This is a genomic window from Pseudomonas sp. PHC1, from assembly GCF_046487845.1.
Classification (GTDB): Bacteria; Pseudomonadota; Gammaproteobacteria; order Pseudomonadales; family Pseudomonadaceae; genus Aquipseudomonas; species Aquipseudomonas sputi.
Genome location: NZ_JBJXHJ010000015.1, coordinates 113,408 through 127,584 on the forward strand (window position 1 = coordinate 113,408; position 14,177 = coordinate 127,584).

At 62.5% G+C, this 14,177-nt stretch carries 12 protein-coding genes; all 12 read left to right on the plus strand.

Features of this window, described 5'->3' with window-relative positions:
* The first annotated feature begins 31 nt into the window (after nucleotides 1–31).
* Nucleotides 32–1,654, plus strand: a complete 1,623-nt coding sequence (locus tag ACKJSM_RS18925; protein ID WP_410238538.1) for a methyl-accepting chemotaxis protein — start codon at nucleotides 32–34, stop codon at nucleotides 1,652–1,654.
* On the plus strand, nucleotides 1,654–2,190 hold the full coding sequence (locus tag ACKJSM_RS18930; protein WP_410238539.1) for a chemotaxis protein CheW: 537 nt from the start codon (nucleotides 1,654–1,656) through the stop codon (nucleotides 2,188–2,190). Before ACKJSM_RS18925 ends, ACKJSM_RS18930 begins: the two co-directional genes overlap by 1 nt.
* Entirely contained in the window at nucleotides 2,187–3,464 is a 1,278-nt protein-coding gene (locus ACKJSM_RS18935; protein WP_236178295.1) for a CheR family methyltransferase, read from the plus strand. Before ACKJSM_RS18930 ends, ACKJSM_RS18935 begins: the two co-directional genes overlap by 4 nt.
* Nucleotides 3,461–4,144, plus strand: a complete 684-nt coding sequence (locus ACKJSM_RS18940) for a chemotaxis protein CheW (protein ID WP_410238540.1) — start codon at nucleotides 3,461–3,463, stop codon at nucleotides 4,142–4,144. Before ACKJSM_RS18935 ends, ACKJSM_RS18940 begins: the two co-directional genes overlap by 4 nt.
* Nucleotides 4,141–6,435: a hybrid sensor histidine kinase/response regulator gene (locus tag ACKJSM_RS18945; protein ID WP_410238541.1), complete on the plus strand. Its 2,295-nt coding sequence runs from the start codon at nucleotides 4,141–4,143 to the stop codon at nucleotides 6,433–6,435. Before ACKJSM_RS18940 ends, ACKJSM_RS18945 begins: the two co-directional genes overlap by 4 nt.
* Nucleotides 6,432–7,442: a chemotaxis response regulator protein-glutamate methylesterase gene (locus ACKJSM_RS18950; RefSeq protein ID WP_236178298.1), complete on the plus strand. Its 1,011-nt coding sequence runs from the start codon at nucleotides 6,432–6,434 to the stop codon at nucleotides 7,440–7,442. Before ACKJSM_RS18945 ends, ACKJSM_RS18950 begins: the two co-directional genes overlap by 4 nt.
* Before the next feature lie 48 nt (nucleotides 7,443–7,490).
* Nucleotides 7,491–8,492, plus strand: coding sequence for a PleD family two-component system response regulator (locus ACKJSM_RS18955; protein ID WP_236178299.1), 1,002 nt, complete (start codon nucleotides 7,491–7,493; stop codon nucleotides 8,490–8,492).
* Nucleotides 8,493–8,598: 106 nt separating this feature from the next.
* Nucleotides 8,599–9,694, plus strand: a protein-coding gene (prfB, locus tag ACKJSM_RS18960; protein WP_102621447.1) for a peptide chain release factor 2 whose coding sequence is annotated in 2 segments (ribosomal slippage) — nucleotides 8,599–8,670 and nucleotides 8,672–9,694 — 1,095 coding nt in all. Because the reading frame shifts where the segments join, the coding sequence is not laid out codon by codon here.
* A gap of 115 nt (nucleotides 9,695–9,809) precedes the next feature.
* Complete coding sequence (lysS, locus tag ACKJSM_RS18965; protein ID WP_236178300.1) at nucleotides 9,810–11,312, plus strand: lysine--tRNA ligase; 1,503 nt, start codon at nucleotides 9,810–9,812, stop codon at nucleotides 11,310–11,312.
* A gap of 118 nt (nucleotides 11,313–11,430) precedes the next feature.
* Nucleotides 11,431–12,135: a TetR/AcrR family transcriptional regulator gene (locus ACKJSM_RS18970; RefSeq protein ID WP_085688973.1), complete on the plus strand. Its 705-nt coding sequence runs from the start codon at nucleotides 11,431–11,433 to the stop codon at nucleotides 12,133–12,135.
* Between the two features lie 152 nt (nucleotides 12,136–12,287).
* The gene (locus ACKJSM_RS18975) at nucleotides 12,288–12,842 is read left to right on the plus strand and encodes a hypothetical protein (RefSeq protein ID WP_236178301.1); all 555 of its coding nucleotides are present in this window, start codon (nucleotides 12,288–12,290) and stop codon (nucleotides 12,840–12,842) included.
* 33 nt (nucleotides 12,843–12,875) lie between these two features.
* Nucleotides 12,876–14,153 (plus strand): flavohemoglobin expression-modulating QEGLA motif protein, encoded by a 1,278-nt coding sequence (locus tag ACKJSM_RS18980; RefSeq protein WP_011332649.1) that lies wholly within the window; start codon nucleotides 12,876–12,878, stop codon nucleotides 14,151–14,153.
* The last annotated feature ends 24 nt before the right edge of the window (nucleotides 14,154–14,177 follow it).

Below are 14,177 nucleotides of genomic sequence, written 5' to 3' on the forward strand. Positions count from 1 at the left end.
CCCGCATTTCGACCCGCCCCGAGGACTGACTGTGAAGAACTGGACGTTGCGCCAACGCATTTTGGCGAGCTTTGCGGTGATTATCGCCATCATGCTGCTGATGGTGGTCGTCTCGTATTCGCGGCTGCTGAATATCGAAGCCAGTGAAAACAGCGTCCGTGACGACGCGATTCCCGGCGTCTATTACAGCTCGATGATTCGTGGTGCGTGGGTCGACAGCTATCTGCAGACCCAGGAACTGCTGGGGCTCAAGGAAGGGCAGGGCATCAGCAGTGAAGATGCGGCCGATTACAAGGCTTTCGAATCCCGACTTCAGGAGCAGATGGCCAATTACCGTGGCACGGTGGTCACGGACGAGGACAAGCTCGAATTCGCGGCGTTCGAGAAGTATCACGACAACTACCTGAAAATTCAGGATGCGGTGCTCGACCTGCACAAGCGCAATCTCGAAGCCGATGCGGTCAAGCTGTTCAACGAGCAACTGACACCGGCCTGGTACTCGGGCCGGATGAAACTCAACGACATCATCGGCGAGAACAAGAAAGTCGCCGACAAGGCCATGGCCAACATCGACGAGGCCGTGGCGGCGGCCAAGGTCAGCATGTTCGTCTCGCTGCTGGTGGCGGTGCTGGCCGCCGGTTTCTGCGGTCTGCTGCTGATGCGCGCGATCATGGCGCCGATGAGCCGCATCGTGCAGATCCTCGACATCATGCGTACCGGCGATCTGAGCAGCCGCTTGAACCTCGACCGCAAGGACGAGTTCGGGGCCGTGGAAACCGGCTTCAACGACATGATGACCGAGCTTACTGCTTTGGTGTCCCAGGCCCAGCGTTCGTCGGTGCAGGTCACCACTTCGGTGACCGAGATCGCCGCCACTTCCAAGCAACAGCAGGCTACCGCCACCGAAACCGCCGCAACCACCACTGAAATCGGCGCGACGTCCCGCGAGATCGCGGCGACCTCCCGCGACCTCGTTCGCACCATGACCGAAGTGTCCACCGCCGCCGATCAGGCTTCGGTGCTGGCCGGTTCCGGGCAGCAAGGTTTGGCGCGCATGGAAGACACCATGCACTCGGTGATGGGCGCGGCGGATCTGGTGAATGCCAAACTGGCGATCCTCAACGAGAAGGCCGGCAACATCAATCAGGTGGTGGTGACCATCGTCAAGGTCGCCGACCAGACCAACCTGCTGTCTCTGAACGCCGCGATCGAAGCGGAAAAGGCCGGTGAATACGGTCGCGGTTTCGCCGTGGTCGCCACCGAGGTGCGGCGTCTGGCGGATCAGACCGCCGTCGCCACGTATGACATCGAACAGATGGTCCGCGAGATTCAGTCGGCGGTGTCCGCCGGGGTGATGGGCATGGACAAGTTCTCCGAGGAAGTGCGGCGCGGCATGGCCGAAGTGCAGCAGGTCGGCGAGCAGCTGTCGCAGATCATCCATCAGGTGCAGGCGCTGGCGCCGCGGGTGTTGATGGTCAACGAAGGCATGCAGGCCCAGGCGACCGGTGCCGAGCAGATCAACCACGCGCTGGTGCAGCTGGGTGATGCCAGCAGCCAGACCGTCGAGTCGTTGCGTCAGGCCAGTTTCGCCATCGACGAACTGAGCCAGGTGGCCGTGGGCCTGCGCAGCGGCGTTTCGCGATTCAAAGTCTGATGAGCGAAATCACCGTCAAACGCAGCGCTGCACCGGTGGCGAAGCAGGCGTTGTTCCTGCTGTTTCGCATCGGCAACGAACGTTACGCCCTGCGTGCCACGGAAGTGGCCGAAGTGCTGCCGCGTCTGCCGTTGAAGCCGATTGCCCGGGCGCCGCACTGGGTGGCGGGGGTGTTTGTCTATCGCGGCACGGTGGTGCCGGTGATCGACCTCAGTGCCCTGACCTTCGGCCATCCTGCCGAGGCGCGCACCAGCACGCGACTGGTGCTGGTGCATTACCGCGCGGATGACTCGCAACCCGCGCAATGGCTGGGCCTGATCCTCGAACAGGCCACCGATACCCTGCGCTGCAACCCGGAAGATTTTCAGCCGTACGGCCTCGACAATCGTCAGGCGCCGTACCTGGGGCCGGTGCGTGAAGACGCCCAGGGGCTGGTGCAATGGGTGCGGGTCAACGACTTGCTGGACGAGTCGGTGCGTACGCTGTTGTTCCCGTCGCCGCCGCTGGACCCGGCGCGGCTTGAGGAGCAGCCATGAGCAGCGACCAGCGCTTCTTCGACTTCCTCAAGGAACGCATCGGTCTCGACGTTGCGTCGGTGGGGCCGGCAATCATTGAACGGGCCGTACGCCAGCGCATCACCCTGTCGCAAACGGTGAGTGCCAATGAGTACTGGCAGACGCTGCAAGGCTCGCGGGATGAACAGCAGGCGCTGATCGAAGCGGTGATCGTCCCCGAGACCTGGTTTTTTCGTTACCCGGAATCCTTCGCCACCCTGGGCAAGCTGGCGCGCAAACGTCTGGGTGAACTGAACAACATGCGCGCGCTGCGCATCCTCAGCCTGCCGTGTTCCACGGGCGAAGAACCCTATTCGATTGCCATGGCCTTGCTCGATGCCGGCCTCAAGCCCCATCAGTTCAAGGTCGATGGCATGGACGTCAGCCCGTTGTCGGTGGACAAGGCGCGGCGGGCGCTGTACGGCAAGAACTCGTTTCGCGGTCAGGAACTGGATTTTCGCGAGCGGCATTTTTCTGCCGAACACGAGGGTTACCGGGTGAATGAAATCGTCCGCGAGCAAGTGCGCCTGCAGGTCGGCAACGTGCTCGATCCGTCATTGCTGGTCAACGAGCCGCCGTTCGATTTCGTGTTCTGCCGCAACCTGCTGATCTATTTCGATCAACCGACCCAGCAGCAGGTGTTCGCCGTGCTCAAGCGCCTGACCCATGTCGATGGCGTGCTGTTTATCGGCCCGGCCGAGGGCAGTCTGCTTGGGCGGTTGGGCATGCGTTCGATCGGGATTGCGCAGTCCTTTGCCTTCAGTCGTCACAGCGAACCGCAGCCCGAACCGTTGCCGATGCCGACCGCGACTCCTGTGCCGTTGCCTGTGCGCCAACCGCTGCGCAGCACGCCACCGCCGCCGGTGCGCAACCGACCGTTTGCTGGCGTGACGCCGTTGACGGCGACGGCTAAAAGCACCAACACCGACGCCGCGACCTTGCTGGCCAGCATCGCCGCCCTGGCCAACGAAGGCAAAAGCGCCGAGGCCCGCGCCGCGTGCGAGCAGTATTTGCGCTGCCATGAGCCGGTGGCCCAAGTGTTCTACTGGCTCGGCCTGCTCAGCGATGTCGCCGGCAGCGCCCTCCAAGCCCAGGGCTTTTACCGCAAGGCGTTGTACCTCGAACCGCAACACCCCGAAGCCCTGATGCACCTTGCCGCCTTGCTGCAGGCCCAGGGCGACACGGCCGGTGCCAGACGATTGCAGGAGCGCGCCGCCCGCAGCGACCGCACCGCCGACAGTGAGCGTAAACGATGATCCCGTCCGACACTTTGAACGTCACCCACGAAGACGCCCGGGCCATCGATGATTGCTGGAACCGCATCGGCATCCACGGCGACAAGTCCTGTCCGCTGCTGGATGAACACATCCATTGCCGCAATTGCTCGGTGTATTCCGCCGCCGCCACGCGCCTGCTCGACCGCTATGCGTTGCAGCAGGACGAGCGCGATCCGGTGGCGACCCAGGTCGAAACCGAGCTGAAGACCCGTTCGCTTTTGATCTTCCGCCTCGGCGAAGAATGGCTCGGCCTGGCTACGCGCAGTCTGGTGGAGGTCGCGCCGTTGCAGGCGATTCACTCGCTGCCGCACCAGCGCTCCCGGGCCTTGCTCGGCGTGGCCAACGTGCGTGGTGCGCTGGTGGCGTGTCTGTCGCTGGTCGAACTGCTCGACCTCGACAGCCATGCGGCCCCGGCGACCGGCGCGCGGATCATGCCGCGCATGCTGATCATCTCGGCCCAGGGCGGGCCGGTGGTGGTGCCGGTGGACGAAGTCGACGGGATTCACGCCATCGACGAGCGAATCCTCGACGCCGCCTCACGCTCCGGCGCACACGCCAGCGCCAAATACACCCGAGGCGTGCTGCCTTTCAAAGGTCGCAGCCTGCGTTGGCTGGATGAAGAACAGCTATTGTCCGCCGTGTCCCGGAGCCTCACATGACCCCCGAGCAAATGCGCGACGCCTCCCTGCTCGAGCTGTTCAGCCTCGAAGCCGAAGCCCAGACCCAGGTGCTCAGCGCCGGGCTGCTGGCGCTGGAACGCAACCCGACCCAGGCCGATCAGCTCGAATCGTGCATGCGCGCGGCGCACTCGCTGAAAGGCGCGGCGCGGATTGTCGGCATCGACAGCGGCGTCAGCGTCGCCCATGTGATGGAGGATTGTCTGGTCAGCGCCCAGGAAGGGCGGTTGTTCCTGCGCCCGGAGCATATCGATGCGCTGTTGCAAGGCACTGATTTGCTGATGCGCATCGCCACCCCGGCCAACGGCCCGCAACCGGCGGACATCGAGGCTTACGTGGCGTTGATGGGCGGATTGCTCGATCCGGCGGCGCCGCCAGTAGTGCTCGCCGCTGCGAGTGCGCCACCGATGGCCGAGTTGCAGCTTCAGCCACCGTCGGTGGTTGAGCCAGCGCCCGCCGAACCCCCCGTCGAGATTGCCGAGCCGGAACCCGCACCACGTAAAAGCAAGCGCACCACCGAAGGTGGCGAGCGGGTGCTGCGGGTCACGGCCGAACGCCTGAACAGCTTGCTCGACCTGTCGAGCAAATCCCTGGTGGAAACCCAGCGCCTCAAGCCGCACCTGGCCACCATGCAGCGCCTCAAGCGCATGCAGAACAACGGTCTGCGGGCGCTGGAAAGTCTTAACGTGCATCTCAAGGAACACGCCTTGAGCCTTGAAGCTCAAGAGGCGCTGGAAGACGCGCGCCGTTTGCTCGCCGAATCCCAGCAACTGCTGGCCGAGAAAAACGCCGAACTCGACGAGTTCGCCTGGCAAGCGAGCCAGCGCGCACAAGTGCTCTACGACACCGCGCTGGCCTGCCGCATGCGGCCTTTTGCCGATGTGCTGTCCGGGCAGGTGCGGATGGTGCGCGACCTCGGTCGCAGCCTCGGCAAACAGGTGCGGCTGGAGATCGAGGGCGAGAAGACCCAGGTCGACCGCGATGTTTTGGAAAAACTCGAAGCACCGCTCACGCACCTGCTGCGCAACGCCGTCGATCACGGCATCGAAACGCCGCAGGAACGCCTGCTCAAAGGCAAGCCCGAGGAAGGCCTGATTCGCCTGCGGGCCTCGCATCAGGCCGGTCTGCTGGTGCTGGAACTGAGCGATGACGGTAACGGCGTGGATCTGGAAAAGGTCCGGCGCAGCATCGTCGAACGTCAGTTGTCGCCCGCCGAAACCGCCGCCCAGTTGAGCGAAGAAGAACTGCTGACCTTCCTGTTTCTGCCGGGTTTCAGCCTGCGGGACAAGGTGACCGAGGTCTCCGGTCGCGGCGTAGGCCTCGACGCGGTGCAGCACATGGTCCGCCAGTTGCGTGGTGCGGTGGTGCTGGAGCAGACGGCGGGCGAGGGCAGCCGTTTCCATCTGGAAGTGCCGCTGACCCTTTCCGTGGTGCGCAGTCTGGTGGTGGAAGTCGGCGACGAGGCCTACGCCTTCCCGCTGGCGCACATCGAGCGCATGTGCGACCTGGCGCCGGACGACATCGTGCAGGTCGAAGGGCGCCAGCATTTCTGGCACGAGGGCCGGCATGTCGGGCTGGTGGCGGCCAGTCAGTTGTTGCAGCGACCGGCCAGCCAGAACAGCGGCGAGACCTTGAAAGTCGTGGTGATCCGCGAGCGCGATGCAATCTACGGCGTGGCAGTCGAGCGTTTCATTGGCGAGCGCACGCTGGTGGTGCTGCCGCTGGACGAGCGGCTGGGCAAGGTGCAGGACATTTCTGCCGGGGCCCTGCTCGACGATGGTTCGGTGGTGCTGATTGTCGATGTCGAGGACATGCTGCGTTCAGTGGACAAACTGCTCAATACCGGGCGTCTGGAACGTATCGCGCGTCACGGCAATCAGGCCGCCGAGGCGGCGCGCAAACGGATTCTGGTGGTCGACGACTCGCTGACCGTGCGCGAGCTGCAACGCAAGCTGCTGCTCAATCGCGGCTACGACGTGGCCGTTGCAGTGGACGGCATGGACGGCTGGAACGCCTTGCGTTCGGAGGACTTCGATCTGCTGATCACCGATATCGACATGCCGCGCATGGACGGCATTGAACTGGTTTCGCTGCTGCGCCGCGACAATCGTCTGCAATCGCTGCCGGTGATGGTGGTGTCCTACAAGGATCGCGAGGAAGACCGCCGCCGTGGACTGGACGCCGGCGCCGACTATTATCTGGCCAAGGCCAGTTTTCATGACGACGCCTTGCTCGACGCGGTGGTTGAGCTCATCGGAGGAGCGCGGGCGTGAAGATCGCAATCGTCAACGACATGCCTTTGGCGGTGGAGGCCCTGCGCCGCGCGCTGGCCTTCGAGCCAGCGCATCAGGTGGTGTGGGTTGCCAAAAACGGCGCCGAAGCAGTGCGTCTGTGCGCGGAAAATACCCCGGACCTGATCCTGATGGACCTGATCATGCCGGTGATGGATGGCGTCGAGGCGACCCGCCGGATCATGGCCGAGAGTCCGTGCGCGATCGTCATTGTCACCGTGGACCGCCAGCAGAACGTGCACCGGGTGTTCGAAGCCATGGGCCATGGCGCGCTGGATGTGGTCGACACCCCGGCCATCGGCGCCGGCAATGCCCAGCAAGCGGCGGCGCCGCTGCTGCGCAAAATCCTCAACATCGGCTGGCTGATCGGCGAGAAAACCGCCCGCTCGCGTCCGGCGCCTGCGACACCGCGCAGTACCGCCTCGCGCCAGCGGCTGGTGGCGATCGGCTCTTCGGCCGGAGGCCCGGCGGCGCTGGAAGTCTTGCTAAAGGGGCTGCCGCGCCACTTTTCGGCGGCCATCGTGCTGGTGCAGCATGTTGACCAGGTGTTTGCCGCCGGCATGGCCGAATGGCTGGCCAGCGCCAGCGGCCTGGACGTGCGTCTGGCCCGCGAGGGCGAACCGCCGCAGGCCGGCGCGGTGTTGCTGGCCGGCACCAATCACCATATCCGTTTGCTCAAGAACGGTACGCTGGCCTACACCGCCGAGCCGGTCAACGAGATCTACCGCCCCTCGATCGACGTGTTTTTCGAAAGCGTCGCCAATTACTGGAACGGTGACGCAGTAGGGGTTTTATTGACAGGAATGGGACGCGACGGGGCTCAAGGGCTTAAGCTCATGCGCCAACAGGGGTACCTGACCATCGCGCAGGATCAGCAAAGCAGTGCGGTGTACGGCATGCCCAAGGCTGCCGCAGCCATCGACGCGGCCGTAGAGATCCGTCCACTGGAAAAGATAGCGCCACGATTGCTGGAGATTTTCCCCAAATGAATACGTCCATCCGCAATCCTGGTCCTCGCAGCACTCAGGTGACCGCCCATGAATGACTTACAGATCGATGACATCAAAACCGACGAGAACGCCGCCATGGTGTTGTTGGTGGACGATCAGGCGATGATCGGCGAGGCCGTGCGCCGTGGGCTGTCGAATGAAGAGAACATCGACTTCCACTTCTGCTCCGACCCGCATCAGGCCGTGGCCCACGCGGTGCGGATCAAGCCGACCGTGATCCTGCAGGATCTGGTGATGCCCGGCCTCGATGGCCTGAGCCTGGTGCGCGAGTACCGCAATCACCCGGCGACCAAGGACATTCCGATCATCGTCCTGTCGACCAAGGAGGATCCGCTGATCAAGAGCGCGGCGTTTTCCGCCGGGGCCAACGATTACCTGGTGAAACTGCCGGACAACATCGAGCTGGTGGCACGCATCCGCTATCACTCGCGCTCCTACATGACCTTGCTGCAACGGGACGCGGCCTACCGCGCGTTGCGGGTCAGCCAGCAGCAATTGCTCGACACCAACCTGGTGTTGCAACGGCTGATGAATTCCGACGGCCTGACCGGGCTGTCCAACCGCCGGCATTTCGACGAATACCTGGAACTGGAATGGCGCCGCTCGCTGCGTGATCAGAGCCAGTTGTCGCTGCTGATGATCGACGTCGATTACTTCAAGTCCTACAACGACACCTTCGGCCACGTCGAAGGCGACGAAGCGTTGCGCAAGGTCGCCACGGCAATCCGTGAGGCCAGTGCCCGGCCGTCCGACTTGCCGGCGCGCTATGGCGGCGAAGAGTTCGCGCTGGTGCTGCCCAACACCTCGCCGGGCGGGGCCCGACTGGTGGCGGAAAAGCTGCGCCAGACGGTCGCGGCGCTGAAGATTCCGCACAATACCCCGGCCGAAGGGGCGAGCCTGACCATCAGCATCGGCCTGGCGACCATGGTGCCGGAGTCGGGCAGCGACTGCCGGTTGCTGATCTCGGCGGCGGATCGCGGCCTGTACCTGGCCAAGAACAACGGGCGCAATCAGGTGGGGATCGAATGAACCACCAGTTTCATTCGCCTCAAGAGCCGCCAGACGGGCTGCCGTGACAGCTTGATTACGTTATACTCGCCGGCTTTCAAAAGTTCGCCAACGAGTGCTGCCCGTCATGGAAATCAACCCGATCCTGAACACCATCAAGGACCTGTCCGAGCGCTCCGAAACTATTCGGGGGTATCTTTGACTACGATCAAAAGCATGAGCGTCTGATCGAAGTCAATCGCGAGCTTGAAGATCCTGCTGTCTGGAACAAACCTGAATACGCCCAGGAACTGGGCCGCGAGCGCGCTGCGCTGGCGCAGATCGTCGACACCCTCGACGAACTGAACGGTGGCCTGGCCGATTGCCGCGAGCTGCTGGACATGGCCGTTGAAGAGAACGACGAGGGCGCGGTCAACGACGTCGTCGAAGTCCTTCAAGGTCTCGAAGAGTCCCTGTCCAAGCTCGAATTCCGCCGTATGTTCAGCCACGAGATGGACCCGAACAACGCCTACCTGGACATCCAGGCCGGTTCCGGCGGCACCGAAGCCCAGGACTGGGCCAACATCCTGCTGCGCATGTACCTGCGCTGGGCCGACAAACGCGGTTTCGACGCGACCATCATGGAGCTGTCGGCCGGTGAAGTCGCCGGGATCAAAGGTGCGACCGTGCACATCAAGGGCGAATACGCCTTTGGCTGGCTGCGTACCGAGATCGGCGTGCACCGTCTGGTGCGCAAGAGCCCGTTCGACTCCGGCAACCGTCGCCACACCTCGTTTTCCGCGGTTTTCGTCTCGCCCGAGATCGACGACAAGGTGGAAATCGAAATCAACCCGGCAGACCTGCGGATCGACACCTATCGTTCCTCCGGTGCCGGTGGTCAGCACGTCAACACCACCGACTCGGCCGTACGTATCACCCACGTACCGACCAACACCGTGGTGAGCTGCCAGAACGAACGTTCCCAGCACGCCAACAAGGACACCGCCATGAAAATGCTGCGGGCCAAGTTGTACGAGCAGGAAATGCAGAAGCGCAACGCGGCGTCCCAGGCGCTGGAAGACACCAAGTCGGACATCGGCTGGGGTCACCAGATCCGTTCGTACGTGCTCGATGCGTCGCGGATCAAGGATCTGCGCACCAACATCGAACGCAGTGACTGCGACAAGGTGCTCGACGGCGACATCGACGAATACCTGGAAGCCAGCCTGAAATCGGGCCTGTAAGAAACGCAATACAGGATCGGCTGATTCAACTCGATCCCTGTAGGAGCCAGCCTGCTGGCGATCTCCGGGCCGAAAGGCCCGGGGGCAACGAACCTGTGATGGAAAATTTAAAGACATGAGCGACCTACAACTCGATCCGCAAGCCCTGCAACAGGAAGAAAACTCCCTGATCGCCCTGCGCAAGGAAAAGCTTGCTGCCGAGCGCGCCAAGGGCAATGCCTTCCCGAACGACTTCCGCCGCGACAACTACTGCGATGCGCTGCAGAAACAGTACGCGGACAAGACCAAGGAAGAGCTGGCAGAGGCGGCGATCCCGGTCAAGGTTGCAGGTCGCATCATGCTCAACCGTGGCTCGTTCATGGTGATCCAGGACATGACCGGTCGCATCCAGGTCTATGTCAACCGCAAGACCCTGTCCGAAGAAACCCTGGCCGCGGTGAAAACCTGGGACATGGGCGACATCATCGCCGCCGAAGGCACCCTGGCCCGCTCCGGCAAGGGCGACCTGTACGTCGAGATGACCAGCGTGCGTCTGCTGACCAAATCCCTGCGCCCACTGCCGGACAAGCACCACGGCCTGACCGACACCGAGCAGCGCTACCGTCAGCGCTACGTTGACCTGATCGTCAACGAAGACGTGCGCCAGACTTTCCGCGTCCGTTCGCAAGTGATCGCGCACATCCGCAGCTTCCTGATGAAGCGCGACTTCCTCGAAGTCGAAACGCCGATGCTGCAGACCATTCCTGGCGGCGCTGCGGCCAAACCGTTCGAAACCCACCACAACGCGCTGGACATGGAAATGTTCCTGCGCATCGCGCCAGAGCTGTACCTCAAGCGCCTGGTGGTTGGCGGTTTCGAAAAAGTATTCGAGATCAACCGCAACTTCCGTAACGAAGGTGTTTCGACGCGTCACAACCCTGAGTTCACCATGTTGGAGTTCTACCAGGCTTACGCCGACTACGAAGACAACATGGACCTGACCGAAGAACTGTTCCGCGAGCTGGCGCAACTGGTGCTGGGCAGCACCGACGTGCCGTACGGCGACAAGGTGTTCCACTTCGGCGAGCCGTTCGTGCGCCTGTCGGTGTTCGACTCGATCCTCAAGTACAACCCGGAGCTGACCGCCGATGACCTGAACGACATCGACAAGGCTCGCGACATCGCCAAGAAGGCCGGCGCCAAGGTGCTGGGCTTCGAAGGTCTGGGCAAGCTGCAGGTGATGATTTTCGAAGAACTGGTCGAGCACAAGCTGGAACAGCCGCACTTCATTACCCAGTACCCGTTCGAAGTGTCGCCGCTGGCCCGTCGCAACGACGACAACCCGAACGTCACCGACCGCTTCGAGCTGTTCATCGGCGGCCGTGAAATCGCCAACGCCTATTCCGAGCTGAACGACGCGGAAGACCAGGCCGAGCGCTTCATGGCGCAGGTGGCCGACAAGGACGCCGGCGACGACGAAGCCATGCACTACGACGCCGACTTCGTTCGCGCGCTGGAGTACGGCATGCCGCCGACGGCCGGTGAAGGTATCGGCATCGACCGTCTGGTGATGCTGCTGACCAACTCCCCGTCGATCCGCGACGTGATCCTGTTCCCGCACATGCGGCCACAAGCGTAAGTGTTTCAATAAAAAAGCCGCCTGAAATGGGCGGCTTTTTATTGCCTGTCTGGTACAAACGTATCAAATGGTTAATTTTGAAGAAAACAACAGAGGTATGCCTGTCGTGATCGGTGCAATGGCTCAAGAGGGTGCAGCGGGAATCGCCACTGCGGTCGCTGAAAGTGTTCAGTACCAGGGCCGCAAGGCCAGCCGGCAGGGCAGTGAACAGCGTCGACAGGACATTCTCGATGCGGCGATGCGCATTGTCGTGCGCGACGGCGTGCGGGCCGTGCGTCACCGGGCGGTGGCGGCCGAGGCCGGTGTGCCGCTGTCGGCCACCACGTATTACTTCAAGGACATCGATGACCTGCTCACCGATACCTTCGCCCAGTACGTCGAACGCAGCGCGGCCTACATGGCCAAGCTGTGGATCAACAACGAAGGCCTGCTGCGTGAGATGGTGGTCAGCGGTGACGGCAGCCCGGAATCGCGTTCGCAGCTGGCTGACGATATCGCCCGGTTGATGGCCGACTACGTGCACCGGCAACTGGTCAACCGCCGCGAGCACTTGATGGCCGAGCAGGCGTTTCGCCAGGAAGCGCTGCTCAACCCGCGTCTGGCGGAGCTGGTGCGTTCCCATCAGCAGATTCTGTTGCAAGGCAGCTGCCAGTTGTTCCAGGTATTGGGCTCACGCGAGCCGCAGCAGGATGCCAAGGTGTTGACGGCGATTATCGGACGGATGGAATATCAGGGCCTGCTCAACGACGCCGAGCCTTTGGCCGAAGAGGACATGCTCGGCATTCTGACGCGCTATATGCACCTGGTACTCGCGTCGGTGTAATTCTCGACCCTGATCGTTCCCACGCTCTGCGTGGGAATGCATACCGTGACGCTCTGCGTCACAGTGGACGCGGAGCGTCCATGGCGGCATTCCTACGCGGAGCGTCGGAACGATCAGCAGGGGAAGGTGTTTCAGGTTCTAGGGAGTGTCGAATGAAAGCCTGGCGTGGCGTGCTGATCGCCTTGTCGTTCCTGCTGCTCAGTGGTTGTCTGGTGACCTTCCGCGAGCCGCTGCCCGCCAGTGAACCGGCGCCCAAGGGCCTGCTCGGTCATTGGGCGAGCACCAACGCCTGGGGCGAAGCGATGAACCTGGAACTGACCCGGATCGGCAACGACCGATATCAGGCCGTCGCCTGGTTCAGGGCCAAGCCTCGGGAGCGCGAGGCGTTTCCGTTCACGGTGGCGCGCCATGGCAACCGCTGGTACCTGTCGGCGAAGGTGCCGGCGCAATACGGCGGGCACTTCACCATCGTCGGTTTCGAGATCACCGACAAGCGCGAACTGGTGATCTACAACCTCGACCTCGAGCAGATCAATCAGGCCATCGCCCAGAAAACCCTCGACGGCCAGGGTTTCCAGACCGATGACGGCGACGGCGTGCAGGTCGACAGCCCGCTTGAAAAGGTCTTTGCTTACCTCGACGACCCGGCCAATTCCGACGTTTTCGTCGAAGCGGCGCGCTATCAGCAGCAGGCCAAGGCCAAATAATTCAGTTCGTCACGTTTTCTACAGGAGTTTCGGGTGGACGATTACCAGCAGACGATACGCATTCTGTCCGATCGCATAGTGCTGGCGCAGACGCCGATCCGCGTGCTCGACGCGGTCAAGTGGGACGAGAACATCCGCAAGGGCTTCCTCAAGGCCAAGGGCAAGGAATTGCCGGCGGTGGATCGCGATTATTACCTCAACCGGCCGCTGTCCTTCGATTCGAGCAAGGTCAAACTGGAATTCCAGAACATCGAACGGGACATCACCCGTCAGCTCGGCCAGTTCAACCCGGTCGGCCAGATCATGCGCCGCATGTGCAAGGAATACCGGATGGTGGTGCGCATGCTCGAAGCGCGCGGTACCGAGGATTTCGGCCTGATTTCCCAGGAACTGTACGGCGCCGCGTCCGATGCGTTTCACGCCGGCGACCCGACCCTGGCCGACCTTGGCCTGATGATGTCCGACTACCTGAACAACATCGACGGTCGTGGCGACCTGAAGGATGAGCCGAAGACCCTGACCGCCAAGGACGCCGTTCACCTGCTGCAAACCCGTCTGAACAAGGTGTTCGGCGAGGCCGAGGAAACCATTCGTGTGTTCGAGTCCGACGGGATCGTCGCTGACGCTGCGGCGGGCGCGGACTACATCAAGATTCGCACCGACGCGATGTTTAACGACCGCGACGTGCGGGCGCTGGAGGTTCACGAAGGCCTGGTGCATGTCGGTACCACGCTAAACGGCTTGAACCAGCCGATCTGTACTTTCCTGTCCAAGGGGCCGCCCTCATCGACGGTGACTCAGGAAGGCCTGGCGATTCTGATGGAAATCATCACCTTCGCTTCCTACCCGAGCCGTTTGCGCAAGCTGACCAACCGCACCCGCGCCATTCACATGGTCGAGGAGGGCGCGGACTTTTTGCAGATCTTCGAGTTCTTCCGCGAGCAGGGCTTCGAAATGGCGGAAAGCTACGGCAACGCCAGTCGGGTTTTCCGTGGTTCGACGCCGACCGGTCTGCCATTCACCAAAGACTTGTCCTACCTCAAGGGCTTCATCATGGTTTACAACTACATTCAGTTGGCCGTGCGCAAGGGCAAGCTTGAGCAGATCCCGTTGCTGTTCTGCGGCAAGACCACGCTGGAAGACATGCGAACCCTGCGTCAGCTGGTGGACGAAGGCCTGGTGGTGCCGCCCAAGTACCTGCCGGACCAGTTCCGCGACATGAACGCGTTGTCGGCGTGGATGTGTTTCTCCAACTTCCTCAACCACTTGAGCCTGGACCGGATCGAGGCGGATTACTCCAACATCCTGTGACCACACCGATCACCGTTGATCGTT

Coding starts and splice junctions, on each gene's coding strand:
- ACKJSM_RS18945 (WP_410238541.1), top strand. CDS start 4,141: ATGACCCCCGAGCAAATGCGCGACGCCTCCCTGCTCGAGCTGTTCAGC.
- ACKJSM_RS18975 (WP_236178301.1), top strand. CDS start 12,288: ATGAAAGCCTGGCGTGGCGTGCTGATCGCCTTGTCGTTCCTGCTGCTC.
- ACKJSM_RS18940 (WP_410238540.1), top strand. CDS start 3,461: ATGATCCCGTCCGACACTTTGAACGTCACCCACGAAGACGCCCGGGCC.
- ACKJSM_RS18955 (WP_236178299.1), top strand. CDS start 7,491: ATGAATGACTTACAGATCGATGACATCAAAACCGACGAGAACGCCGCC.
- lysS (WP_236178300.1), top strand. CDS start 9,810: ATGAGCGACCTACAACTCGATCCGCAAGCCCTGCAACAGGAAGAAAAC.
- ACKJSM_RS18930 (WP_410238539.1), top strand. CDS start 1,654: ATGAGCGAAATCACCGTCAAACGCAGCGCTGCACCGGTGGCGAAGCAG.
- ACKJSM_RS18970 (WP_085688973.1), top strand. CDS start 11,431: ATGGCTCAAGAGGGTGCAGCGGGAATCGCCACTGCGGTCGCTGAAAGT.
- ACKJSM_RS18935 (WP_236178295.1), top strand. CDS start 2,187: ATGAGCAGCGACCAGCGCTTCTTCGACTTCCTCAAGGAACGCATCGGT.